The organism is Enterobacter sp. 2VL (assembly GCF_005503595.1).
Taxonomy (GTDB): Bacteria; Pseudomonadota; Gammaproteobacteria; order Enterobacterales; family Enterobacteriaceae; genus Enterobacter; species Enterobacter cancerogenus.
Genome location: NZ_SCNE01000002.1, coordinates 76,551 through 102,871, shown reverse-complemented (window position 1 = coordinate 102,871; position 26,321 = coordinate 76,551). Strand labels below are relative to the sequence as shown.

Here is a 26,321-nt window from a genome sequence, read left to right as displayed (position 1 = left end):
CAACAAATGCTGGTTTTTTGAATGCATAACGACAAAGATCTCTCCACGTGGCAAACGTTCCGCCGACTCTGGCCGATGATTGCACCTTTTAAATCAGGCTTGATCGTGGCGGGCGTAGCGTTAATCCTCAACGCAGCCAGCGATACCTTTATGCTATCGCTTCTTAAACCGTTACTGGATGACGGTTTTGGTAAAACAGATCGATCGGTGCTGCTATGGATGCCGCTGGTGGTTATTGGTCTGATGATCCTGCGCGGTATTACCAGCTACGTCTCCAGCTACTGCATCTCCTGGGTATCGGGAAAAGTGGTAATGACCATGCGTCGTCGACTGTTCAGCCACATGATGGGCATGCCGGTCGCATTCTTTGACAAGCAGTCTACCGGCACATTGCTGTCGCGTATTACCTATGATTCAGAACAGGTTGCCTCTTCCTCGTCCAGCGCGTTGATCACCGTGGTGCGTGAAGGTGCTTCGATCATCGGCCTGTTTATCATGATGTTCTACTACAGCTGGCAGCTGTCGATCATTCTTATCGTCTTAGCGCCGATTGTTTCGTTCGCTATCCGCCTTGTTTCTAAGCGTTTCCGCAATATCAGTAAAAACATGCAGAATACGATGGGGCAGGTGACTACCAGCGCAGAGCAGATGCTCAAAGGTCATAAAGAAGTGTTGATCTTTGGTGGCCAGGAAGTCGAAACCAAACGTTTTGATAAGGTCAGCAATAAAATGCGTCTGCAGGGGATGAAGATGGTGTCGGCCTCTTCCATTTCCGATCCGATTATTCAGCTGATTGCTTCTCTGGCGCTGGCCTTTGTTCTGTATGCGGCGAGCTTCCCGAGCGTGATGGATACCCTGACGGCAGGTACGATTACCGTTGTCTTCTCGTCTATGATTGCGCTGATGCGTCCGCTGAAATCGCTGACTAACGTCAACGCGCAGTTCCAGCGCGGGATGGCGGCGTGCCAGACCTTGTTCAGCATCCTTGATTCTGAGCAGGAAAAAGACGAAGGTACGCGCGAAATTGTCCGCGCCAAAGGAGACCTTGAGTTCCGCAACGTCACTTTCACCTATCCTGGCCGCGAAACGCCTGCGCTGCGTGATATCAGCCTTAACCTCCCGGCGGGTAAAACCGTTGCGCTGGTTGGGCGTTCTGGCTCCGGTAAATCAACGATTGCCAGCCTGATCACCCGCTTCTACGACATCGACCAGGGCGAGATTCTGCTGGACGGTCACGATCTGCGGGAATATACCCTGCAGTCGCTGCGTAACCAGGTTGCGCTGGTTTCCCAGAACGTACACCTGTTTAACGACACGGTTGCCAACAACATTGCGTATGCACGCACGGAAGAGTACAGCCGCGAGCAGATCGAAAACGCCGCTCGCATGGCCTATGCCATGGACTTTATCAACAAGATGGATAACGGCCTGGATACGATCATCGGCGAGAACGGCGTTCTGCTCTCTGGTGGTCAGCGCCAGCGTATTGCCATTGCGCGTGCCCTGCTGCGCGACAGCCCAATTCTGATCCTTGATGAAGCCACCTCTGCGCTGGATACCGAGTCTGAGCGTGCCATCCAGTCCGCGCTGGATGAGCTGCAAAAGAACCGTACGTCGCTGGTCATTGCGCACCGTCTGTCGACCATTGAAAAGGCTGACGAAATTGTTGTCGTTGAAGATGGCGTTCTCGTTGAACGCGGCAGCCATGCGGATCTGCTGGCTCATCGCGGCGTGTATGCCCAGCTTCATAAGATGCAGTTTGGTCAATGATTGCACGCATCTGGTCAGGTGAATCTCCTCTCTGGCGACTGCTGTTGCCGCTCTCCTGGCTGTATGGCCTGGTGAGCGGTGCTATTCGCTTGCTGTACCGGCTTGGGCTGAAACGTGCATGGCGAGCGCCGGTGCCGGTTGTTGTGGTGGGGAATTTAACCGCAGGCGGAAACGGTAAAACGCCGGCGGTGATCTGGCTGGTGGAGCAATTGCAAAAACGCGGTATCCGCGCCGGGGTTGTGTCGCGGGGGTATGGCGGAAATGCGGTGCAGTATCCGTTGCTGCTGACCCCTGACACCACTACCGCCGAAGCGGGTGATGAGCCGGTGCTGATTTTTCAGCGTACCCACGCGCCGGTAGCAGTCTCGCCGGTGCGCAGCGAGGCCGTGCAGGCCCTGCTGGCAGAACACTCGGTTCAGATTGTCATCACTGACGATGGCCTGCAGCATTATGCCCTCGCGCGTGACAAAGAGATTGTTGTCATTGACGGTGTTCGCCGTTTCGGGAACGGCTGGTGGTTACCGGCCGGGCCAATGCGTGAGCGAGCCTCTCGCCTGAAAAGCGTTGATGCGATTATCGTCAACGGCGGTGAAGCCAGAGCGGGGGAGATCCCGATGCATCTTCATCCGGGGCTGGCGGTAAATCTGCTTACCGGTGAAAGGAAAGCGGTCGCCCGACTGACCTCACTGGTGGCGATGGCGGGCATTGGCCATCCTCCGCGTTTCTTCGCGACGCTTGAACAGTGCGGTGCAAAACTTGAAAAGCGTGTTCCGCTGGCCGACCATCAGGCGCTGGTATCGGAGCAGGTTAACGCCCTGGCGTCGCCTGAGCAGACGCTGATCATGACCGAAAAAGACGCGGTGAAATGCCGTGCCTTCGCGAAAGAAAACTGGTGGTATCTGCCGGTTGACGCTGAGCTTAGCGGCGAGCAACCGGAGCAACTGCTTAAAGAACTGATTGCGTTAGTGCATTAACAGCAACTGCGGTTCTGGTGGCGCTTTTACGGACAGGAAAACGCATGTCTTTACCGCAACTCTCGCTTTCAGCCGCACGTCATCTTCACCTTGCCGCGCAGGGGCTTTTGAAAAAGCCGCGTCGCCGCGCTCAGCCCACCGATATTCTCTCTACCGTGCAGCGCATGTCGCTACTGCAAATCGACACTATCAATATCGTGGCGCGCAGCCCTTATCTGGTGCTGTTTAGCCGTCTGGGGAACTATCAGCCCCAGTGGCTCGACAACGCCCTCAGGCAGGGCGAGCTGATGGAATATTGGGCGCACGAGGCCTGTTTCCTTCCGCGCAGCGACTTCGCGCTGGTCCGCCATCGGATGCTCTCCCCGGATAAAATGGGCTGGAAATACCGCCAGGCGTGGATGCTGGAGCACGCCGCTGAAATTGAGCAACTGATCGCGCATATTCAGGAGAAGGGTCCAGTACGGTCCGCTGATTTTGAACATCCCCATAAAGGGGCCAGCGGCTGGTGGGAATGGAAGCCGCACAAACGTCATCTGGAAGGGCTATTTACTTCCGGCAAAGTCATGGTGATTGAGCGGCGTAACTTTCAGCGCGTATATGACCTGACACACCGCGTGATGCCGCACTGGGACGACCAGCGCGATCTCCTCACTCAGGAGGCGGCTGAAGCCGTCATGCTTGAGAACAGCGCCCGCAGCCTGGGGATTTTCCGTCCACAGTGGCTGGCGGATTACTATCGTCTGCGCCAGCCTGCGCTGAAAACGCTGCTGGAGAGGTGGCAGCAGGAGCAGCGCGTCGTCCCCGTTTCGGTGGACACGCTGGGCGAAATGTGGCTGCATGCGGATCTCCTCCCGCTGCTGCCACAGGCGCTTGATGGCAAACTGCAGGCAACCCACAGCGCGGTACTCTCGCCATTCGACCCGGTAGTCTGGGACAGAAAACGGGCTGAGCAGCTCTTTAATTTCAGCTACCGGCTGGAGTGCTATACCCCGGCACCGAAACGCCAGTTCGGTTACTTCGTGTTACCGCTGCTGCACAAAGGGCAGCTTGTCGGGCGGATGGATGCCAAAATGCACCGCAAAACCGGCACGCTTGAAATCATTGCGCTTTACCTTGAGGACGGCGTGAAAGTCACGGCGTCCTTAGAAAAAGGATTAACGTCCGCGATTAGCGAGTTTGCGCGCTGGCAGGACGCCCACCGCGTGACGCTGGGACGTCTGCCCGACGGGCTGTTTAACGCCTGTCGACATGGCTGGGAAACAGGCATTCCCTGAAAAAGGAATGTGTTAAGATTTAGCGATTACCCCTACGGAGGAACTATGGATCACCGTTTACTTGAAATCATTGCCTGCCCGGTATGCAACGGCAAGCTGTACTACAGCCAGGACAAACAAGAGCTGATTTGCAAACTGGATAGCCTGGCGTTCCCGCTGCGTGACGGTATTCCGGTCCTGCTGGAAAACGAAGCCCGTTCCCTGGTCGCGGAAGAGAGCAAACCATGAGTTTTGTTGTCATCATTCCTGCCCGCTACGCCTCAACGCGCCTGCCGGGTAAACCGCTGGTGGACATCAACGGCAAGCCGATGATTGTGCACGTTCTTGAGCGTGCCCGTGAATCGGGCGCCGAGCGCGTGATCGTTGCCACCGATCACCCGGACGTGGCGCGTGCGGTGGAAGCGGCAGGCGGAGAAGTTTGCATGACCCGTGCCGATCATCAGTCCGGTACCGAACGTCTGGCGGAAGTGGTTGAAAAATGCGGCTTCAGTGACGACACGGTAATCGTGAATGTCCAGGGCGACGAGCCGATGATCCCGGCGGTTATCATTCGTCAGGTGGCGGAAAACCTGGCGCAGCGTGAGGTGGGGATGGCGACGCTCGCCGTGCCGATTCACCACGTAGAAGAAGCCTTTAATCCTAATGCGGTGAAAGTGGTGATGGATGCCGAAGGGTATGCCCTCTATTTTTCACGCGCCACCATTCCCTGGGATCGCGATCGTTTTGCCGTCTCAAAAGAGGCGATTGGCGACACCTTCCTGCGCCATCTGGGCATCTACGGCTATCGCGCCGGTTTCATTCGCCGTTATGTCACCTGGGCACCAAGCCCGCTGGAACATATCGAGATGCTGGAGCAGCTTCGCGTCCTGTGGTACGGGGAGAAGATCCACGTTGCGGTTGCCCAGGAAGTACCGGGTACTGGCGTAGATACCCCTGACGATCTTGAGCGCGTTCGCGCCGAAATGCGTTAATTTTTCCGTCGTCCCCCCGCCTGGGGGGACAGTTTCCCGCCAGGTTATTTCCCTTTTCAGTGCCTTAATTGATCTCTGTCGGGTGACATCTTTCCCTGACGCGCTCATTATAAAAGCAGTAGTCTTAATGGGGGTAATCTCATATGGAACAACTGCGTGCCGAACTCAGCCATCTGCTCGGGGAGGCATTAAGCCGGGTGGAGTGCGTGAATGAAAAGGCCGATACCGCGCTTTGGGCGTTGTATGACAGTCAGGGAAACCCGATGCCGCTGATGGCGAGGAGTTTTTCCTCGCCGGGCGTTGCCCGACAGCTGGCCTGGAAAATGTCGATGCTGGCGCGCGAAGGGACGGTCCGTATGCCGACAGTCTACGGTGTGATGACCCATGAGGAACATCCCGGCCCGGACGTGCTGTTGATTGAACGGTTACGCGGTGTCCCGGTGGAAGCCCCGGCGCGCACGCCGGAGCGCTGGGAGCAGTTAAAAGACCAGATTGTGGAAGCGCTGCTCGCCTGGCACCGGCAGGACAGCCGTGGTCTCGTTGGCCCGGTCGACAGCACGCAGGAGAACCTGTGGCCGCTCTGGTATCGCCAGCGCATTGAGGTGCTGTGGGGAACCTTAAACCAGTTCAACAACACCGGCCTCACCATGCAGGACAAACGCATTCTGTTCCGCACCCGGGAATGCCTGCCGGCCCTGTTCGAAGGTTTTAACGACAACTGTGTGCTGGTACACGGTAATTTTACCCTGCGCAGCATGCTTAAAGATCCGCGCAGCGATCAACTGCTGGCGATGGTCGGGCCGGGCATCATGCTTTGGGCACCGCGTGAGTACGAGTTGTTCAGGCTAAGCGACAGCGGCGCGGCAGAAGGTTTGCTCTGGCACTACTTGCAGCGCGCGCCGGTGGCGGAGGCCTTCCTGTGGCGGCGCTGGCTCTATTTGCTCTGGGATGAAGTCGCGCAACTGGTCAATACCGGGCGTTTCAGTCGCGCCAACTTCGATCTTGCGGCAAAATCACTCCTGCCGTGGCTCGCCTGACACACCTTTGAGCCACTGCCAGATCCGCCCAAGCGTCTCATAGCCCACGCGATCGCTGTGCATTAACCACACCGGGGAGGGGATCGCCCGCTCCCACGGATTCAGCGGTGCGGTGATGGCCAGTTGGTTAGCCGGTGCCGGCAGCGGGTGTAGCCCCTGGCTCTCAAAGAAAATCATCGCTCTCGGCAGATGGGAGGCAGAGGTTACCAGCAGGAACGGAACGTCGCCGATGGCTTTTTTCACCGCGGCGGCCTCTTCTTCAGTGTCTTTGGGGCTGTCCAGCGTGATGATTGACGAGCGTGGTACGCCCAGCGATTCTGCCACTCTCGCCCCGGCTTCCGCCGTGCTGACCGGGTTCGTCTTCGCGGCGGCACCGGTGAAAATCAGTTTGGCACCCGGATTAGCCAGCCACAGGCGAATGCCTTCATTAAGCCGCGGCAGGCTGTTGTTGATCAGATTTGAACTGGGCGCCCAGTCCGGGTCCCAGGTATACCCTCCGCCGAGCACGACGATATACCCCACTTTCTGATTGCCCTGCCAGGTTGGATATTTATTCTCAATGGGGCGCAACAGCCCATCCGCCACCGGCTGCAGGCTTAACAGCAGCAGCGCCAGCCAGCCCAGGGTAATAAGCGATTTTCCACTTTTCTGGAAACGGCTCAACCACACCAGCGCCAGACCAAGCGCGATGACGAGCAGCAGCAGGGGAAGGGGAAGCATCATGCCGCCGATGTATTTTTTTAGGGTAAAAAGCATCCTTTTTGGTTCCTTTTTTAACCATATAGCAGGTGAATGCCAGTGATATTACACCAGAGAGGTTCATTCTCCGCTCGGGTGTGACAAAATAGCGGTTTTGCAGTTAGCGAGTGGAACTCTCCCAATGCGGGATCGCAATTTTGATGACATCGCGGAAAAGTTTTCGCGCAACATTTATGGCACGACTAAAGGCCAGCTGCGTCAGACGATCCTCTGGCAGGATCTCGACAAGCTTCTTGCCGACTATCCGGGCCAGAGGTTGCGTGTGCTTGATGCGGGCGGTGGCGAAGGCCAGACTGCCATCCTGATGGCACAGCGGGGTCATCACGTCACCTTGTGCGATCTCTCTGCTGAAATGGTGGCGCGTGCCCGGCAGGCGGCAGACGAGAAAGGTGTGAGCGACAACATGCATTTTATACATTGCGCCGCTCAGGACATTGCGCAGCATTTGGAAACGCAGGTTGATCTGATATTGTTTCATGCTGTGCTGGAATGGGTGGCCGATCCGCAGGCGGTGCTAAAAACGCTGTGGTCGATGTTGCGCCCGGGCGGGGCGTTATCGCTGATGTTCTACAACGCAAACGGCTTGTTAATGCGAAACGTGCTGGTGGGCAATTTCGGCTACGTTCAGCAGGGCATGTATAAAAAGAAACGGCGCACGCTGTCGCCGGATTTCCCGCGTGAACCGCAGCAGGTGTATGGCTGGCTGGAGGAGATCGGCTGGGAGATCACCGGTAAAACGGGCGTGAGGGTGTTTCATGACTATCTGCGTGATAAACAAAAACAGCATGACTGCTTAGACGCCTTAACAGAAATTGAAACGCGGTACTGCCGCCAGGAGCCTTATTTAAGCCTTGGCCGCTATATCCACGTCACCGCGCGCAAGCCGCAGATGCAAGGATAATCTATGAGTGAATTTTCCCAGACAGTCCCCGAACTGGTTGCCTGGGCCAGAAAAAATGATTTCTCCATCTCGCTGCCGGTAGACAGACTCTCTTTCCTGCTGGCGGTGGCTACGCTGAACGGCGAGCGGCTTGATGGTGAAATGAGCGAGGGTGAACTGGTGGATGCCTTCCGCCATGTCAGTGATGCGTTTGAGCAAACCAGCGAAACCATTAGCGTGCGTGCCAACAACGCGATCAACGACATGGTGCGTCAACGTCTGCTGAACCGCTTTACCAGCGAGCAGGCGGAAGGAAACGCCATTTATCGTCTGACGCCACTGGGTATCGGCATTACCGACTATTACATCCGCCAGCGTGAGTTTTCGACGCTGCGCCTCTCTATGCAGCTCTCGATTGTCGCGGGCGAGCTGAAGCGTGCCGCCGATGCGGCAGATGAGAATGGCGATGAATTCCACTGGCACCGCAACGTCTACGCGCCGCTGAAATATTCGGTGGCCGAGATCTTTGACAGCATTGATCTGACCCAGCGTCTGATGGACGAACAACAGCAGCAGGTGAAAGACGATATCGCACAGCTGCTGAATAAAGACTGGCGGGCGGCCATCTCCAGCTGCGAACTCTTATTGTCAGAAACCTCTGGTACGCTGCGCGAGCTGCAGGACACCCTCGAGGCGGCAGGGGATAAGCTGCAGGCTAACCTGCTGCGTATTCAGGATGCCACGCTTGCCCACGACGATCTGCACTTTGTCGACCGTCTGGTGTTTGATTTACAAAGCAAGCTCGACCGCATTATTAGCTGGGGCCAGCAGTCGATTGACCTGTGGATTGGCTACGACCGCCACGTGCATAAATTTATCCGTACCGCGATTGATATGGATAAAAACCGCGTCTTTGCTCAGCGTTTGCGCCAGTCGGTACAGACCTATTTCGATGCGCCCTGGGCGCTGACCTACGCCAGTGCCGACCGCCTGCTGGATATGCGCGATGAAGAGATGGCGTTGCGTGATGAAGAAGTGACCGGTGAACTGCCACCGGATCTGGAATTCGAAGAATTTAATGAAATTCGCGAGCAGCTTGCGGCGATGATCGAAGAACAGCTCGCGGTCTACAAAACCAGACAAGTGCCGCTGGATCTTGGTCTCGTGGTGCGCGACTATCTGGCGCAATATCCTCGGGCGCGCCATTTCGATATCGCCCGCATTGTCGTCGACCAGGCCGTACGCCTGGGCGTCGCGCAAGCAGATTTCACCGGGCTGCCGCCGAAGTGGCAGCCGATTAACGATTACGGAGCCAAGGTACAGGCGCATGTCATTGACAAATATTGAAAACGTGATGCCAGTTAAGCTGGCACAGGCGCTGGCGAATCCGTTGTTTCCGGCGCTGGACAGCCAGCTACGTGCCGGTCGTCACATTGGCCTTGACGAGCTGGATAATCACGCCTTTTTGATGGACTTCCAGGAGTATCTGGAAGAGTTTTACGCGCGTTACAACGTTGAGCTTATTCGTGCGCCGGAAGGTTTTTTCTATCTGCGCCCGCGCTCCACGACGCTCATTCCGCGCTCCGTGCTTTCCGAGCTGGACATGATGGTCGGGAAAATTCTCTGCTATCTCTATCTCAGCCCGGAACGTCTGGCGAACGAAGGTATCTTCACGCAACAGGAGCTTTACGATGAGCTGCTGGCGCTGGCGGATGAAAGCAAGCTGCTCAAGCTGGTGAACAACCGTTCGACGGGGTCAGACCTTGATCGTCAGAAATTGCAGGAAAAAGTTCGCTCTTCTCTGAACCGTCTGCGCCGACTGGGTATGGTCTGGTTTATGGGCCATGACAGCAGCAAGTTCCGCATTACGGAATCGGTCTTCCGCTTTGGTGCCGACGTGCGCGCGGGCGACGATGCGCGTGAGGCGCAGCTACGCATGATCCGTGACGGTGAAGCGATGCCGGTGGAAAACCATTTGCAGCTCAATGATGAGCATGAAGAGAATCAGCCGGAAAGCGGGGAGGAAGAGTAATGATTGAACGCGGTAAATTTCGCTCACTGACGCTGATTAACTGGAACGGTTTCTTTGCCCGAACCTTCGATCTGGATGAGCTGGTCACCACGCTCTCCGGCGGTAACGGGGCGGGTAAATCCACCACCATGGCGGCGTTCGTCACGGCGCTGATCCCCGATTTGACCCTGCTGCACTTCCGAAACACCACCGAAGCGGGCGCGACAAGCGGCTCCCGTGACAAAGGCCTGCACGGTAAGCTGAAGGCGGGCGTCTGTTATTCGGTGCTGGACGTGATCAACTCCCGTCATCAGCGCGTGGTGGTTGGCGTGCGTCTGCAGCAGGTGGCGGGCCGTGACCGTAAGGTTGATATCAAACCTTTCGCCATTCAGGGCCTGCCGACTTCCGTGCAGCCGACCGCGCTGCTGACGGAGACCTTAAACGAACGTCAGGCGCGCGTGCTGACGCTTCAGGAGCTGAAAGACAAGCTTGAAGCTATCGAAGGCGTGCAGTTTAAGCAGTTCAACTCCATTACCGAATACCACTCCCTGATGTTCGATCTGGGCGTGGTTGCCCGACGCCTGCGGACTGCATCCGACCGTAGCAAATATTACCGTCTGATCGAAGCGTCCCTGTACGGCGGTATCTCCAGCGCCATTACCCGCTCGTTGCGCGACTACCTGTTGCCAGAAAACAGCGGCGTGCGTAAAGCCTTCCAGGACATGGAAGCCGCACTGCGTGAAAACCGCATGACGCTGGAAGCGATCCGCGTGACCCAGTCTGACCGCGATCTGTTTAAACATCTGATCAGCGAAGCCACTAACTACGTGGCGGCAGACTATATGCGTCACGCCAACGAACGCCGCATACACCTCGATCAGGCTCTGGAGTACCGCCGCGAACTGTTTACATCCCGTAAGCAGCTGGTGGCTGAGCAGTATAAGCACGTCGAAATGGCGCGCGAACTGGGTGAGCACAACGGTGCGGAAGGGGATCTGGAAGCCGATTACCAGGCCGCCAGCGATCACCTGAACCTGGTGCAGACTGCGCTGCGTCAGCAGGAAAAAATCGAGCGCTACGAAGCGGATCTCGATGAGCTGCAAATTCGTCTTGAAGAGCAAAACGAAGTGGTGGCCGAAGCCGCCGATCTGCAGGAAGAGAACGAAGCGCGCGCCGAAGCGGCCGAGCTGGAAGTGGATGAGCTGAAAAGCCAGCTCGCCGATTACCAGCAGGCGCTGGACGTGCAGCAGACCCGTGCGATTCAGTACACCCAGGCGCTGCAAGCCCTGCAGCGTGCGAAAGAGCTGTGTCACCTGCCGGATTTAACGCCGGAGAGCGCGGAAGACTGGCTGGACACCTTCCAGGCGAAAGAGCAGGAAGCCACCGAGAAACTGCTGTCGCTCGATCAGAAAATGAGCGTGGCGCAAACGGCGCACAGCCAGTTTGAGCAGGCATACCAGCTGGTCGTGGCGATCAATGGCCCGGTTGCGCGTAGCGACGCCTGGAGCGTTGCCCGCGAACTGCTGCGTGACGGTATGAACCAGCGCCATCTGGCCGAACAGGTTCAGCCGCTGCGTATGCGTCTGAACGAACTGGAACAGCGTCTGCGCGAGCAGCAGGAAGCCGAGCGTCTGCTGGCCGATTTCTGCAAACGTCAGGGCAAAAATTACGATTTCGACGATCTTGAAGCCCTGCATCAGGAGCTGGAAGCGCGAATTGCTTCGCTTTCTGACAGTGTTTCCAGCGCCAGCGAACAGCGCATGAACCTGCGTCAGGAGCTGGATCAGCTCCAGTCTCGTTCGCAAAAGCTCCTGCAACGCGCGCCGATCTGGCTTGCAGCGCAGAGCAGCCTGAGCCAGCTCAGCGAGCAGTGCGGGGAAACGTTTGAATCCGGCCAGGATGTTACGGAATACCTGCAACAACTGCTGGAGCGTGAGCGTGAAGCGATCGTTGAGCGTGATGAAGTCGGTAACCGTAAACGTGAAGTTGACGAAGAGATTGAACGCTTAAGCCAGCCGGGCGGTGCAGAAGATGCGCGCCTGAATGCGCTGGCGGAACGTTTTGGCGGCGTACTGCTGTCGGAAATTTATGACGACGTGGGTCTGGATGACGCGCCGTACTTCTCGGCGCTGTACGGCCCGTCGCGTAATGCGATCGTCGTGCCCGATCTGTCGCAGATTTCTGAGCAGCTGGCCGGTCTGGAAGATTGCCCGGAAGATCTCTATTTAATCGAAGGGGATCCGCAGTCATTCGATGACAGCGTGTTCAGCGTGGACGAGCTTGAAAAAGCGGTGGTGGTGAAAATTGCCGACCGCCAGTGGCGCTATTCTCGCTTCCCGGAACTGCCGCTGTTTGGCCGTGCCGCGCGTGAAAACCGTATCGAAAGTCTGCATGCTGAGCGTGAAACGCTGTCAGAGCGTTTTGCCACCCTGTCGTTCGACGTTCAGAAAACCCAGCGTCTGCATCAGGCCTTCAGCCGCTTTATCGGTAGCCATCTGGCGGTGGCGTTTGACGCCGACCCGGAAGCCGAAATTCGCAAGCTCAACACCCGCCGGGGTGAACTGGAACGCGCGCTGGCGAATCATGAAAATGATAACCTGCAGAGCCGCGTACAGTTCGAACAGGCGAAAGAGGGCGTAGCCGCGCTCAACCGCATTCTGCCGCGTCTTAACCTGCTGGCGGACGAGACGCTGGCCGACCGCGTTGATGAAATTCAGGAACGTCTGGATGAAGCGCAGGAAGCGGCACGCTTCATTCAGCAGCATGGCAATCAGCTGGCGAAACTGGAACCGGTGCTCTCGGTGCTCCAGAGCGATCCGGAACAGTATGAGCAGCTGAAAGAAGATTACGCCTGGTCTCAGCAGGTACAGCGCGAAGCCCGCCAGCAGGCATTTGCCCTGACGGAAGTGGTGCAGCGTCGCGCCCACTTTGGCTACTCTGATTCCGCAGAAATGCTCAGCGGTAACAGCGATCTTAACGAGAAACTTCGCCAGCGTCTTGAGCAGGCGGAAGCGGAACGTACTCGCGCACGTGAAGCCATGCGTACGCACGCCGCGCAGCTGAGTCAGTACAGCCAGGTCATGGCCTCGCTGAAAAGCTCCTATGACACCAAGAAAGAGCTGCTTAACGATTTACACAAAGAGCTGCAGGATATCGGGGTTCGCGCCGACAGCGGCTCGGAAGAGCGGGCGCGTATTCGCCGCGACGAACTGCATGCCCAGTTAAGCAACAACCGCGCGCGCCGTAATCAGCTGGAAAAAGCGCTGACCTTCTGTGAAGCGGAGATGGACAACCTGACGCGTCGCCTGCGCAAGCTGGAACGCGACTATCACGAAATGCGCGAGCAGGTTGTGACCGCCAAGGCGGGCTGGTGCGCGGTGATGCGCATGGTGAAAGACAATAACGTTGAGCGTCGTCTGCACCGTCGCGAGCTGGCGTACCTTTCCGGGGATGAACTGCGCTCCATGTCGGATAAGGCATTGGGTGCGCTGCGTCTGGCGGTGGCGGATAACGAACATCTGCGCGACGTGCTGCGCATGTCCGAAGATCCAAAACGTCCAGAGCGTAAAATCCAGTTCTTCGTGGCGGTTTACCAGCACCTGCGCGAGCGTATTCGCCAGGATATCATCCGCACCGACGATCCGGTCGAAGCCATCGAGCAGATGGAAATCGAGCTGGGTCGCCTGACGGAAGAGTTAACCTCCCGCGAGCAGAAGCTGGCAATCAGCTCCCGCAGCGTGGCGAATATCATCCGCAAAACCATTCAGCGCGAGCAGAACCGTATTCGTCAGCTGAACCAGGGACTGCAGAGCGTGTCGTTTGGTCAGGTTAACAGCGTGCGTCTGAACGTGAACGTGCGTGAAGCCCACTCGACGCTGCTTGATGTGTTGTCCGAGCAGCACGAACAGCATCAGGATCTGTTTAACAGCAACCGCCTGACCTTCTCGGAAGCACTGGCGAAGCTGTACCAGCGCCTGAATCCGCAGATTGATATGGGGCAGCGCACGCCGCAAACCATCGGCGAAGAGCTGCTGGATTACCGTAACTATCTTGAGATGGAAGTGGAGGTCAACCGTGGTTCAGACGGCTGGCTGCGCGCCGAGTCCGGTGCGCTCTCAACAGGTGAGGCTATCGGTACCGGGATGTCGATTCTGGTGATGGTGGTGCAGAGCTGGGAAGATGAAGCGCGTCGTCTGCGCGGTAAAGATATCTCCCCATGCCGCCTGCTGTTCCTTGATGAAGCGGCGCGTCTTGACGCCCGCTCTATCGCCACGCTGTTTGAGCTGTGCGACCGTCTTGATATGCAGCTTATCATCGCGGCACCAGAGAACATCAGCCCGGAAAAAGGCACCACCTATAAGCTGGTGCGTAAAGTCTTCCAGAACAGCGAGCACGTACACGTCGTGGGTCTGCGCGGCTTTGCACCGCAGCCACCGGAGTCGTTACCCGGTACGGCTGACGCTTCCTGAGGCGTTTTGTTACAAAGAGCGGCGCAGTAGCGCCGCTTTTTTTATTCACTTAACTTGTGCTGATGGCGGGGTTATCTTTAAACTTCTTTACATAAGGCAAGGCAACTGCGGTTATGCCTTCCTATACTAACTAAACATAAGCCCCAGAATGATGGGCATGTCGTGAAAAACAGGGGGCAAGGGATGTTGCTAAAGAAAAATCGTGGTCGTCAGCTGTCAGCGCTGGGTTTGTGCCTGACAGTGATGTTTGCTCCACTGTTTACCGCACAGGCGGATGAGCCTGAAGTTGTACCTTCGGACAGCTCTGCAACGACAGGTACACAACCGATGTCGCTGTCTCTGCCGCTGGAGCAATCTCCGGCGACGGCGATCATGGCGGGCATCCGGCCGCTACCCGAAGGGATCGACACCGGTTCACTTCGCCAGCAGCTGATGACGGGCTTGCCGTCAGGCTACACGCCAGCCTATATCAACCAGCTCACGCTGCTGTATGCCGCGCGTGATATGAAACCTATGTGGGAAAACCGCGACGCGGTGCGCGCGTTTCAGCAACAGCTGGCGGAAGTCGCGATTGCGGGTTTCCAGCCGCAATTTACCACCTGGGTAGAGCTACTGACCGACCCTGCCGTTACCGGCCAGGCGCGGGATGTGGTGTTGTCTGATGCGATGATGGGCTACCTGCAGTTTGTGGCGGGCATTCCGGTTAATGGCAACCGCTGGCTGTATAGTCAAAAGCCTTACAAGCTGGCGACCCCGGCGCTGTCAGTGATTAACCAGTGGCAGCTGTCGCTGGATAATGGTGAACTGCCGCGCTTTATCGCAAGCCTTGCGCCTGCGCATCCGCAATACGCAACGATGCATCAATCCTTACTGGCGCTTGTGGCGGACTCGCGGCCGTGGCCGCAACTGCGCGCCAACGCGACGCTTCGCCCTGGCCAGTGGAGCAGCGATGTTCCCGCCCTGCGTGAAATCCTCAGCCGTTCCGGCATCCTCGACGGCGGGCCTAACATTGCTCTTCCTGGCGACGATTCGCAAAACGTGGTGGTCAGCCCGTCAGCCCCGGTCAAAGAGAAAAAAGCTGTAGGGCTAAACAACAAGCCCGCGGCGTACGATCGTGAACTGGTGGCAGCCGTGAAGCAATTTCAGGCAGCGCAAGGGCTGGGGGCTGATGGCGTCATTGGTCAGTCCACGCGTGACTGGCTGAACGTCTCTCCTGCGCAGCGGGCAGGGGTGCTGGCGCTGAATATCCAGCGTTTGCGTTTGCTGCCGGGTACGCTTTCGACCGGCATCATGGTCAATATTCCTGCTTACTCTCTGGTTTATTATCAGGACGGAAACGAAGTGCTGGCGTCCCGCGTCATTGTCGGGCGGCCAGATCGTAAAACGCCGATGATGAGCAGCGCGCTGAACAATGTCGTGGTGAACCCGCCGTGGAACGTTCCGCCGACGCTTGCGCGCAAAGACATCCTGCCTAAGGTGTGGAACGATCCGGGCTATCTGGAACGCCACGGTTATACGGTGATGCGCGGCTGGAACAGTAAAGAAGCGATTGACCCGTATATGGTCGACTGGTCTACGATTACGGCCTCGAACCTGCCGTTCCGTTTCCAGCAGGCACCGGGCGCGCATAACTCGCTGGGACGTTACAAGTTCAATATGCCGAGTTCCGACGCTATCTATTTGCACGATACGCCAAACCACACCCTGTTCCAGAAAGACACCCGCGCACTCAGCTCCGGCTGCGTTCGTGTAAACAAAGCGTCTGAACTGGCGAACATGCTGTTGCAGGATGCCGGCTGGAACGATACGCGGATCTCTGATGCGTTGAAACAAGGTGATACCCGGTACGTGAATATCCGCCACAATATTCCCGTCAATCTTTACTACCTGACGGCGTTTGTCGGGGCCGACGGGCGTACCCAGTATCGTACAGATATTTACAATTATGATCTCACCGCGCGATCCGGCGCACAAATTTTGCCAAAAGCGGAACAATTAATCAGGTAAATGAAGTAGTTCGGGAAAAATGATTGTCGTAAGTTATGGTGAATACGGGGCAATATGGCTGTAGGCCGCGTATTTGCTGGGGTTGGGCGCCTTGACGTTGTCGGCTTTGCCAGTTAAGGTGCCCTTCGTGCGCTAAGCATATTGACGATTTCATTGACCTGTAGACCTGATTATCATGGACAAATTTGACGCTAATCGCCGCAAACTGCTGGCGTTAGGTGGTGTTGCGCTGGGCGCAGCGGCCATCTTGCCGACGCCAGCATTTGCCACCCTCTCGACCCCACGTCCGCGTATTTTAACGCTCAACAATCTTCACACCGGTGAGTCGCTTAAAGCGGAGTTTTTCGATGGCAGAGGCTATATTCAGGATGAATTAGCAAAACTAAACCATTTTTTCCGTGATTTCCGCGCGAATAAAATAAAAGCCATCGATCCAGGACTGTTTGATCAGTTGTTTCGCCTTCAGGGCCTGTTGGGGACCAGCAGACCTGTGCAGCTCATTTCTGGCTATCGCTCGCTCGATACCAATAACGAACTGCGCGCCCACAGCCGTGGGGTAGCGAAAAAAAGCTACCACACCAAAGGGCAGGCAATGGATTTCCACATTGAAGGCGTTTCGTTAGCCAATATTCGCAAAGCTGCGTTATCTATGCGCGCAGGTGGTGTAGGATATTACCCACGTAGCAACTTTGTGCATATTGATACCGGGCCGGTCAGGCACTGGTAATAACGAAACACAGGAGCAGTATGAACTATCGTATTATTCCGGTTACCGCGTTCTCCCAGAACTGTTCATTAATCTGGTGTGAGCAAACCAAACTGGCCGCGCTTGTTGATCCCGGCGGCGACGCTGAGAAAATCAAGCAGGAAGTCGCTGCAAGCGGCGTCACGCTGATGCAGATCCTGCTCACTCACGGTCACCTTGACCACGTGGGGGCAGCGGCTGAACTGGCGCAGCACTACGGTGTGCCGGTTATCGGTCCGGAAAAAGAAGATGAGTTCTGGCTTGAGGGGTTACCTGCCCAAAGTCGCATGTTTGGCCTTGATGAGTGTCAGCCGCTGACGCCCGATCGCTGGCTGAACGAAGGAGATCGTGTAAGCGTAGGGAATGTGACGTTACAGGTGTTGCATTGTCCCGGGCACACGCCGGGCCATATCGTCTTCTTTGATGACCAGTCGCGTCTGCTGATTTCCGGCGATGTGATTTTCAAAGGTGGGGTAGGACGCAGTGATTTTCCGCGCGGCGATCACGGACAGCTGATCCAGTCGATTAAGCAGAAGTTATTGCCGTTAGGCGATGACGTGACGTTTATCCCCGGACACGGTCCGATGTCGACGCTGGGTTATGAACGGGTACACAATCCGTTCCTTCAGGATGAAATGCCTGTCTGGTAACCAGAATGAAAAAAGCCTGCATATGCAGGCTTTTTTGTGGGCGCGAGTTACAGAACGGCAACAATCGCCTCGCACAGCGGTGCCATATTGTCTGGCGTCATGCCCGCCACGTTAACGCGGCCAGAGGCCACGGCGTAGACGCCGAACTCTTCACGCAGACGCAGAACCTGTTCTTTGGTCAGGCCGCTGAACGAGAACATGCCGTTTTGCTTGATGATGAAGCTGAAATCACGGTCAGCCCCTTTCTCCGCCAGCGTGCTCACAAACAGCAGACGCATGCGCTGGATACGCTGACGCATATCGTTCAGCTCCTGCTCCCAGATCGCGCGCAGCGCGTCGTTGCTCAGGATGGTCGCGACCACAGAGGCACCGTGTGCCGGTGGGTTAGAGTAGTTTGCACGGATCACGGATTTCATCTGGCTGAACGCGCGGTCGACGGTCTGATCGTCGGCGGCGACCAGCGTACAGGCACCCACGCGCTCATTGTACAGGCCGAAGTTCTTGGAGTATGAGCTTGCGACAATCAACTCCTGATGAACAGCCGCGAACGCGCGCAGGCCTTCGGCATCTTCTTCCAGACCGCGAGCAAAGCCCTGGTAGGCAAAGTCGAACAGCGGCAGCCAGCCTTTTTCAACGGACAGTTTTGCCAGCTGTTCCCACTGTTCCAGCGTCGGATCGATACCGGTTGGGTTATGGCAGCAGCCATGGAACAGAACAACGTCACCCGCCTGCGCGTCGTTCAGGCTGGTCAGCAGACCGTCAAAGTCCAGCGCGTGGTTTGCTGCATCGTAGTAAGCGTATTCACGCACTTCCAGACCCGCAGAGTTAAAGACGCTTTTATGGTTTGGCCAGCTTGGGTTGCTGACCCAGACGCGCTTAACGGAGGTGTTTTTCGCCAGGAAATCCGCCGCAACGCGCAGGGCACCGGTGCCGCCTGGCGTTTGTGCTGTACGAGCGCGTTTGCTGCTCACAATCTCGCTGCCTTTACCGAACAGCAGTTCCTGCGTGCAGCGACCAAATTCAGGGATACCATCAATACCGAGGTAGTTCTTGGTGGTTTCGTTTTCCAGCAGGTACTGTTCCGCTTTTTTAACGCTGGTCAGTACCGGTGTTTTGCCGGTTTCATCTTTATATACACCAATACCCAGGTTGATTTTGCCAGGGCGGTCATCGGCACGAAACAGATCGGCCAGGCCCAGAATTGGGTCGGCAGGAGCGGCGGTAATGTTCTCAAACATGACGAAGTTCCATTGTGATTACAGAAGTGAAATCCGCTATCAGGTTAACGGTAGATTTACAAAATGCCAACCGTTTGCGACGAAAAGCGTGCAGCTTCTCAAAAGTCGCCATTTTTTGCTTTCAGGCAAAAAAAAACAGGGCCGAAGCCCTGTTCATTAAGCATATAACATTGTGGCGTGCTGATTAGAACTGGTAAACGATACCCAGAGCAACGGTGTCATCATTGTTGATACCGAGCTTGTTGTCGTCTTTCAGCTGGTTGATCTGGTAGTCAACATAGGTGGACATGTTTTTGTTGAAGTAGTAAGTCGCACCCACTTCGATGTAGTTGATGAAGTCTTCGTCGCCGATACCTTCTACGTCTTTCGCTTTAGATTTGTAGTAGGAGATGGACGGACGCAGGCCGAAATCGAACTGGTACTGTGCAACAACAGAGAAGTCCTGAGACTTGTTAGCGAAGCCACGGCTGCCCAGACGCGCTGCGTTCTGCATTTCGCCGTACAGTGCTGCCAGGTAGATGTTGTTCGCGTCGTATTTCAGACCGGTCGCCCACTGCTCAGCTTTATCACCGTTACCCCATTCCAGAGTCTGCTGGTTGTTGGTACGGTCAGCGGCGCCGTAAGCACCCAGTACTGCGAAGCCATCAAACTCGTAGCTCAGAGAGGTTGCCCAGCCGTCGCCGTTAGAGCGGGTTGCGTCGGTACGCTCGTTTTTACCCAGGTACTGAACGCCGAAGTTCAGGCCGTCAACCAGACCGAAGAAGTTGTTGTTACGGTAAGTTGCCAGACCACCGGTACGGCCCGCGAAGAAGTCATCGCTTGCGCCAGTGTCGCCGCCGAACTCAGGCAGCATATCGGTGATACCGATAACGTCATACACCAGGCCATAGTTACGACCGTAGTCGAAGGAGCCTGCGTCACCGAATTTCAGACCTGCGAATGCCAGACGGGTTTTGTTACCGGTCTGTGCGTCGCTGCCTTCAGAGTTGTTACCCTGGAAGTTGTATTCCCACTGGCCGTAACCGGTCAGCTGGTCGTTGATCTGGGTTTCGCCTTTGAAGCCCAGACGCGCGTAAGTCATGTCGCCATCGTTGCCATCATTGTCAGAGAAGTAATGCAGGCCAACAGCTTTCCCGTAAAGATCTAATTTGTTGCCGTCTTTGTTATAGATTTCTGCAGCGTTTGCTGCACCGGCTACCAGCAGGGCAGGGATAACCACTGCCAGGATATTGCGCTTCATCATTATTTATTACCCTCATTGGTTTTTTTATGACACTCGCCACTGCCGCCAATAAATTCTGTCAATAAATATTTCCGGAACTATTGATGAGAGTTAGGTGTCTTTATGTGTCTGACAGGCATCTTTCCATTCATAGAACCGTTTCGCTAGCCTGAAAGTGCTACAATCCTCAAGATTCAGTAACAAAAAGAAATAATGTGTAAGAATATGTGTATTTTCGGGAACTTTGTGAACCACCTCAAACTTCAGAACTGATTGTCTAAATAAGCAGCGTTTTCATTCCTATATATATGAATTGCTTATGTTTATTTTGGATAAAAGGATTTCATATAAACAGAAGTTAAACGATGCATCTTTTCTTATGACCACGAATAGCCTTCCGGAAGGCCGGATAATGGCGTTGATTTTGTGCTATTGCTTAAGAATTCAATAAACACAATAAGACTGTGGTTTATTTTTTGTTCACAGATATTTCGTGGAAATAAAACGTAACAAGCAGGGGATTTGACGGGGTTGCAGCTTAAGCAAGCTGACTTTGAACTGACGAAAATTGACATTGCAGAAGAAAATAATGGCCAGCATGCGCTGGCCATTATCATTGATAACGCGATTAGAAACTGGCGTTACGCGGCGTGCGTGGGAAAGGAATCACATCACGCACGTTCTGTACACCGGTGACGTAGGCAATAAGACGTTCAAAGCCAAGGCCAAAACCGGAGTGCGGAACGGTGCCGTAACGACGCAGATCGCGATACCAGCCGTAGTCAGCAGGGTTAAGACCCATCTCTTCCATACGGGCGTCCAGCACGTCCAGACGCTCTTCACGCTGTGAACCGCCGATGATTTCGCCGATGCCCGGCGCAAGCACGTCCATTGCTGCCACGGTTTTACCGTCTTCGTTAAGGCGCATGTAGAAGGCCTTAATGTCTTTCGGATAGTTTTTCACAACCACTGGCGCTTTGAAGTGTTTCTCTGCCAGATAACGCTCGTGTTCGGAGGAGAGGTCAACACCCCAGTAAACCGGGTTCTCAAACTTCTCGCCGCATTTTTCGAGGATAGCAACCGCATCGGTGTAATCCACCTGCGCAAAGTCAGCGGAAACGAAACGCTCAAGACGGGCAATCGCGTCGTTATCCACGCGTTCAGCGAAGAATTTCATGTCATCAGCACGTTCTTCAAGAACCGCTTTGAACACGTACTTCAGCATGGCTTCTGCCAGGCCTGCTACGTCATTCAGATCCGCGAAAGCCACTTCGGGCTCCAGCATCCAGAACTCCGCCAGGTGACGGCTGGTGTTAGAGTTTTCGGCACGGAAGGTTGGACCGAAGGTGTAGATTTTAGACAGCGCACAGGCGTAGGTTTCGCCGTTGAGCTGGCCGGACACCGTCAGGAAGGCTTCTTTCCCGAAGAAGTCTTTGTCGTAATCCACTTTGCCTTCCGGCGTGCGCGGCAGGTTTTCCATATCCAGCGTTGAAACGCGGAACATTTCGCCGGCACCTTCGGTGTCAGACGCGGTGATAAGCGGGGTAGAAACCCAGAAATAACCCTGCTCGTCGAAGAAGCGATGCAGCGCCTGCGCCAGCGTGTGACGCACGCGGGCAACCGCCCCAATCAGGTTGGTGCGTGGACGCAGGTGCGCCACTTCACGCAGATATTCAATGCTGTGGCGTTTTGCCGCCATCGGGTAGGTATCAGGATCTTCAACCCAGCCCGTGACTTCGATAGCGGAAGCCTGAATTTCGAAACTCTGACCCTGACCAGGCGATGCCACAACCACGCCGGTGACAATAACGGAACAACCCGTTGTCAGGTGCAGAACGTCATCATTGTAATTGGGCAGAGAATTATTGATGACGGCCTGTACAGGATCAAAGCAGGAACCGTCATAGACGGCGAGGAAGGAGATGCCAGCTTTAGAATCTCGGCGAGTACGCACCCATCCGCGCACGGTGACTTCTTGGTCAACGGCGACACGGCCCTGGAGTACGTCGGCTACAGGCACAACGCTCATAATATTCTCTCTGTTAATAGTCGGAAAAAATAAACACTTGTCCGCCCTTATAGGGGGGATATCTATGTTACCTGGCATCCGCCATCAGACAAGCAGATTTCGCAGTCAAAAGAGAAGAAATCAGAAATAAATAAGGTGAGAGGGAGCCTGAAAGGCTCCCTGAGGCGGTCAGCTTGCTTTTTTAACCTGCGGCAGATCGAAGGCTTCGCGCAGGGCGCGGACAAATGCTTTGTCGTGACAGATGGTTTTGCCCGGGCTGTCAGAGAGTTTTGCCACCGGCTTGCCGTTACATTCCACCAGCTTTATGACGATGTTCAGCGGTTTTACCTGTGGGATATCACAGGTCAAACGGGTCCCGATACCGAAACTCAGGTTCACTCGGGAAGAGAAGTGGCGATAAAGGTCGACGGCTTTCGCCAGATCGAGGTTATCGGAGAAGACCAGCACCTTGCTCATTGGGTCGATGCCCAATTTTTGGTAATGGGCGATGGCCTTCTCGCCCCATTCAACCGGGTCACCGGAGTCATGACGCAAGCCCTGATAGCGTTGTGCAAACTCAGGACCAAAGTCACGCAGGAACGCGTCCATGGTAATGCAGTCAGTGAGGGCGATACCCAGCTGGTCAGGGTACTCGTCCAGCCAGGCGGCAAGCGCAGCGCGCTGGCTGTTGGCAAGATCGGGGCTGATCTGCTGGTGTGCCTGGAACCATTCGTGTGCCTGGGTGCCCATGGGGGTCAGATCCAGACGACGGGCCAGGTCATAATTGCTGGTGCCTACAAACCACGGTTCCTGCTTCAGACGCTCAACAATGGCCTGCTGTACCTCGCGGGAGAAACGGCGGCGCGTGCCGAAGTCCATCAGACGGAAGCGGGACATATCCAGCCCTTCGGTTAGATGCGAGAATTCAACGAGTTTATGTTCAAGCGAAGCAATCGCCTGCTCAACGCCGGTGTCGGGCGAGCGGTAGCGGTGGGCCAGTTCACTGATGACGGCCAGCAGCGGCACTTCCCACATAATGACTTCACGCCACGGGCCTTCAAGGCGAATGTCCAGCTTGCCATTGTCATTGGTCACGGTCACCTGATCGGGGTTATAGCGGAACTCGCGCAGCCAGTTCAGGTAATCGGCGTGGAAGAAAGGCAGGCCCGAAAGCCAGTGATATTCGTCGTCCTGCAGCGCCAGATGCCGCATGGCATCGACCTGTTCACGAATGGAATCTGCGTAGATACCCAGCAAGTCGTCGCCCCGGCAGCGAAACTCAGCCGCAACCTGAACGTCATGGTAATGGTGAAAAACGGCTTGCTGCATATGCAGTTTATACGCGTCGGTATCCAGCAACGTATGCAGAACAGGAGAAGCGAATCGAGTCATAGGTGCGCAGTAGCATCCTCTCACAGGAGCGTTTAGTACATTAAACAACTCCGGAGTATACCTTGTTTAGTGATTTATTGAACCCCGATCACAACATAAGCTGACTTTAGGGTCGAGCGCATTTCGTGCCCCTGTTAAATAAATGTAGCGAAAAAGCGGTTTGTAACTGAAAAGATGAACATTCTGCGTAGCGCGTTTTACGCAACAGGAATATATTGAAACGTTACTCGACAAACGATGCATAAGGTTTTCTATGACACAACAGCCTCAAGCCAAATACCGCCACGACTACCGTGCGCCGGAATACCTGATTAGCGATATCGATCTGACTTTTGACCTGGATGCCACTAAAACCGTTGTAACGGCGGTAAGCCAGGTGACGCGTCAGAGCGCGACGGCCGTCCCGCTGCGTCTTGATGGTGAAGACCTGACGCTGGTTTCCCTGCATATTAATGACGCCGCCTGGACCGACTATAAAGAAGAAGACAATCAGCTGGTCATTAACAACCTGCCTGAACGCTTTACCCTGCGCATCGTGAATGAAATTAGCCCTGCCGCCAACACCGCGCTGGAAGGGCTTTACCAGTCAGGCGTGGCGCTGTGCACCCAGTGTGAAGCGGAAGGTTTCCGCCACATTACCTGGTATCTGGATCGCCCGGACGTTCTGGCGCGCTTCACCACCAAAATCATCGCCGATAAAACTCTCTATCCGTTCCTGCTCTCCAACGGTAACCGTGTGGGCGAGGGCGAGCTGGAAAACGGACGTCACTGGGTACAGTGGCAGGATCCGTTCCCGAAACCATGCTACCTGTTTGCGCTGGTGGCGGGTGATTTCGACGTGCTGCGCGACACCTTTAAAACCCGCTCCGGACGCGACGTGGCGCTGGAACTGTTCGTTGACCGTGGCAACCTCGATCGCGCGCCGTGGGCGATGACCTCGCTTATCAACTCCATGAAGTGGGACGAGGAGCGCTTTGGCCTCGAATACGACCTCGACATCTACATGATCGTCGCCGTCGACTTCTTCAACATGGGGGCGATGGAGAACAAAGGCCTTAACGTCTTTAACTCGAAATATGTCCTGGCGCGTACCGATACCGCGACCGATAAAGATTACCTGGATATCGAACGCGTCATTGGCCACGAATATTTCCACAACTGGACCGGTAACCGTGTGACCTGCCGCGACTGGTTCCAGCTGAGCCTGAAAGAGGGCTTAACCGTGTTCCGCGATCAGGAGTTCAGCTCCGATCTGGGTTCGCGTGCGGTTAACCGCATCAACAACGTGCGCACCATGCGCGGCCTGCAGTTTGCCGAAGATGCCAGTCCGATGGCGCACCCGATTCGTCCGGACAAAGTGATTGAGATGAACAACTTCTACACCCTGACGGTGTATGAGAAGGGCGCTGAAATCATCCGCATGATCCACACCCTGCTGGGCGAAGAGAATTTCCAGAAAGGGATGCAGCTCTACTTCGAACGTCACGACGGCAGTGCCGCCACCTGCGACGACTTCGTGCAGGCGATGGAAGATGCCTCAAACGTCGACCTGTCTCATTTCCGCCGCTGGTACAGCCAGGCCGGTACGCCGATTGTGAGCGTAAAAGACGACTACAACCCGGAAACCGAGCAGTATTCTCTGACCATCAGCCAGCGCACGCCGCCAACGGCTGAGCAGGAAGAGAAACACCCGCTGCACATTCCGTTCAGCATTGAGCTGTACGATAACGAAGGAAACGTCATCCCGCTGCAGAAGGGCGGCCATCCGGTGCACCACGTGCTGAACGTTACCCAGGCAGAGCAGACCTTTATCTTCGATAACGTTTACTTCCAGCCGGTGCCGGCGCTGCTGTGCGAATTCTCTGCCCCGGTGAAGCTGGAGTACAAGTGGAGCGATCAGCAGCTGACGTTCCTGATGCGTCACGCGCGCAATGACTTCTCTCGCTGGGATGCGGCACAAAGCCTGCTGGCAACCTACATTAAGCTCAACGTCAACCGTTACCAGCAGGGCCAGCCGCTGACGCTGCCGGTGCATGTGGCCGACGCGTTCCGTGCCATCCTGCTCGATGAGCAGATCGATCCGGCCCTGGCGGCGGAAATTCTGACGCTGCCTTCTGCCAGTGAAATCGCTGAGCTGTTCGACATCATCGACCCGATTGCGATCGTAACCGTTCGCGAAGCGCTGACCCGCACCCTGGCGACCGAGCTGGCGGACGAATTCCTGGCGATTTACAACCTCAACAAGCTGGATGCCTATCGCGTAGAGCATGCAGACATCGGTAAGCGCTCCCTGCGTAATACCTGCCTGCGCTACCTGGCCTTCGGTGACGTCGAGCTGGCGAATACGCTGGTGAGCAAACAGTACCACGAGGCGGACAACATGACCGATGCGCTGGCGGCGCTGGCGGCAAGCGTTGCTGCCGAACTGCCGTGTCGCGATGCGCTAATGCAGGAGTACGATGACAAATGGCATCAGGACGGCCTGGTGATGGACAAGTGGTTTGTTCTGCAGGCCACCAGCCCGTCGGCGGATGTGCTGAGCACCGTGCGCAGCCTGCTGAAGCACCGCTCCTTCACCATGAGCAATCCGAACCGCGTACGTTCTCTGATTGGCGCATTTGCCAGCGCTAACCCGGCAGCGTTCCACGCCGAAGACGGCAGCGGTTATCAGTTTATGGTTGAAATGTTGACCGAGCTGAACAGCCGTAACCCGCAGGTGGCGTCACGTCTGATTGAGCCGCTGATCCGCCTGAAGCGTTATGATGCCGAGCGTCAGGCGAAAATGCGCGCCGCGCTGGAGCAGTTGAAAGGGCTGGAAAACCTCTCTGGCGATCTGTACGAGAAGATCGCTAAAGCGCTAGCGTAAAAAAATTGCCCGGTGGCGCTGCGCTTACCGGGCCTACATAGGGTTTTC

Annotated in this window: 19 protein-coding genes; 14 read left to right on the top strand and 5 right to left on the bottom strand. The window is 55.8% G+C overall.

From position 1 onward, the window contains the following. Nucleotides 1–21 precede the first annotated feature (21 nt). The 6 genes from msbA (at nt 22) to FFS28_RS04915 (ending at nt 6,026) form a co-directional block, all read left to right on the top strand. Nucleotides 22–1,770, top strand: a complete 1,749-nt coding sequence (gene msbA, locus FFS28_RS04940) for a lipid A ABC transporter ATP-binding protein/permease MsbA (RefSeq protein ID WP_088207568.1) — start codon at nt 22–24, stop codon at nt 1,768–1,770. Continuing rightward, nucleotides 1,767–2,744, top strand: coding sequence for a tetraacyldisaccharide 4'-kinase (gene lpxK / locus FFS28_RS04935; RefSeq protein ID WP_137848942.1), 978 nt, complete (start codon nt 1,767–1,769; stop codon nt 2,742–2,744). The genes msbA and lpxK overlap by 4 nt, the downstream gene beginning before the upstream one ends. A 44-nt stretch (nt 2,745–2,788) precedes the next feature. After that, entirely contained in the window at nt 2,789–4,018 is a 1,230-nt protein-coding gene (locus FFS28_RS04930; RefSeq protein ID WP_137848941.1) for a winged helix-turn-helix domain-containing protein, read from the top strand. Between the two features lie 45 nt (nt 4,019–4,063). After that, nucleotides 4,064–4,246, top strand: coding sequence for a protein YcaR (ycaR, locus tag FFS28_RS04925; RefSeq protein ID WP_006174474.1), 183 nt, complete (start codon nt 4,064–4,066; stop codon nt 4,244–4,246). Next, nucleotides 4,243–4,989, top strand: coding sequence for a 3-deoxy-manno-octulosonate cytidylyltransferase (gene kdsB / locus FFS28_RS04920; protein ID WP_058609228.1), 747 nt, complete (start codon nt 4,243–4,245; stop codon nt 4,987–4,989). The genes ycaR and kdsB overlap by 4 nt, the downstream gene beginning before the upstream one ends. A gap of 143 nt (nt 4,990–5,132) precedes the next feature. After that, nucleotides 5,133–6,026, top strand: a complete 894-nt coding sequence (locus FFS28_RS04915) for a YcbJ family phosphotransferase (RefSeq protein ID WP_102891139.1) — start codon at nt 5,133–5,135, stop codon at nt 6,024–6,026. Here the strand turns inward: FFS28_RS04915 and elyC are convergent. Continuing rightward, nucleotides 6,003–6,782, bottom strand: coding sequence for an envelope biogenesis factor ElyC (gene elyC, locus FFS28_RS04910; RefSeq protein WP_006174479.1), 780 nt, complete (start codon nt 6,780–6,782; stop codon nt 6,003–6,005). The two genes, FFS28_RS04915 and elyC, sit on opposite strands and share 24 nt — an antisense overlap. A gap of 124 nt (nt 6,783–6,906) precedes the next feature. On the opposite strand from elyC, the gene cmoM reads away from it, so the two are divergent. The 7 genes from cmoM to FFS28_RS04875 all read left to right on the top strand — a co-directional run bounded on the left by cmoM (nt 6,907) and on the right by FFS28_RS04875 (nt 17,547). Beyond that, nucleotides 6,907–7,686, top strand: a complete 780-nt coding sequence (gene cmoM, locus FFS28_RS04905) for a tRNA uridine 5-oxyacetic acid(34) methyltransferase CmoM (RefSeq protein ID WP_006174481.1) — start codon at nt 6,907–6,909, stop codon at nt 7,684–7,686. 3 nt (nt 7,687–7,689) lie between these two features. After that, complete coding sequence (mukF, locus tag FFS28_RS04900; protein ID WP_088207562.1) at nt 7,690–9,012, top strand: chromosome partition protein MukF; 1,323 nt, start codon at nt 7,690–7,692, stop codon at nt 9,010–9,012. Next, nucleotides 8,993–9,697 carry a chromosome partition protein MukE gene (gene mukE / locus FFS28_RS04895; protein ID WP_042319452.1) on the top strand — a complete coding sequence of 235 codons (705 nt, stop codon included), beginning with the start codon at nt 8,993–8,995 and terminating at the stop codon, nt 9,695–9,697. Before mukF ends, mukE begins: the two co-directional genes overlap by 20 nt. Further along, complete coding sequence (gene mukB, locus FFS28_RS04890) at nt 9,697–14,145, top strand: chromosome partition protein MukB (RefSeq protein WP_137848940.1); 4,449 nt, start codon at nt 9,697–9,699, stop codon at nt 14,143–14,145. Before mukE ends, mukB begins: the two co-directional genes overlap by 1 nt. Before the next feature lie 183 nt (nt 14,146–14,328). Next, on the top strand, nt 14,329–16,152 hold the full coding sequence (gene ldtD / locus FFS28_RS04885; RefSeq protein WP_137848939.1) for a L,D-transpeptidase: 1,824 nt from the start codon (nt 14,329–14,331) through the stop codon (nt 16,150–16,152). A 175-nt stretch (nt 16,153–16,327) separates the two neighbouring features. After that, nucleotides 16,328–16,879 (top strand): peptidoglycan L,D-endopeptidase MepK, encoded by a 552-nt coding sequence (gene mepK, locus FFS28_RS04880; protein WP_006174497.1) that lies wholly within the window; start codon nt 16,328–16,330, stop codon nt 16,877–16,879. 20 nt (nt 16,880–16,899) lie between these two features. Continuing rightward, on the top strand, nt 16,900–17,547 hold the full coding sequence (locus tag FFS28_RS04875) for an MBL fold metallo-hydrolase (protein WP_058609221.1): 648 nt from the start codon (nt 16,900–16,902) through the stop codon (nt 17,545–17,547). A gap of 47 nt (nt 17,548–17,594) precedes the next feature. Here FFS28_RS04875 and FFS28_RS04870 read toward each other — a convergent pair whose 3' ends face one another. From FFS28_RS04870 to pncB, 4 genes are all read right to left on the bottom strand, one after another. Next, nucleotides 17,595–18,785 carry an amino acid aminotransferase gene (locus FFS28_RS04870; RefSeq protein WP_006174501.1) on the bottom strand — a complete coding sequence of 397 codons (1,191 nt, stop codon included), beginning with the start codon at nt 18,783–18,785 and terminating at the stop codon, nt 17,595–17,597. 184 nt (nt 18,786–18,969) lie between these two features. After that, nucleotides 18,970–20,028 carry a porin OmpF gene (gene ompF, locus FFS28_RS04865; protein WP_282485184.1) on the bottom strand — a complete coding sequence of 353 codons (1,059 nt, stop codon included), beginning with the start codon at nt 20,026–20,028 and terminating at the stop codon, nt 18,970–18,972. A gap of 607 nt (nt 20,029–20,635) precedes the next feature. Continuing rightward, the gene (asnS, locus tag FFS28_RS04860) at nt 20,636–22,036 is read right to left on the bottom strand and encodes an asparagine--tRNA ligase (protein ID WP_042319454.1); all 1,401 of its coding nucleotides are present in this window, start codon (nt 22,034–22,036) and stop codon (nt 20,636–20,638) included. A gap of 168 nt (nt 22,037–22,204) precedes the next feature. Continuing rightward, nucleotides 22,205–23,407: a nicotinate phosphoribosyltransferase gene (gene pncB, locus FFS28_RS04855; RefSeq protein WP_088207558.1), complete on the bottom strand. Its 1,203-nt coding sequence runs from the start codon at nt 23,405–23,407 to the stop codon at nt 22,205–22,207. Between the two features lie 253 nt (nt 23,408–23,660). Here pncB and pepN point away from each other — a divergent pair, with 253 nt between their 5' ends. Then, on the top strand, nt 23,661–26,273 hold the full coding sequence (gene pepN / locus FFS28_RS04850; protein ID WP_058609217.1) for an aminopeptidase N: 2,613 nt from the start codon (nt 23,661–23,663) through the stop codon (nt 26,271–26,273). The last annotated feature ends 48 nt before the right edge of the window (nt 26,274–26,321 follow it).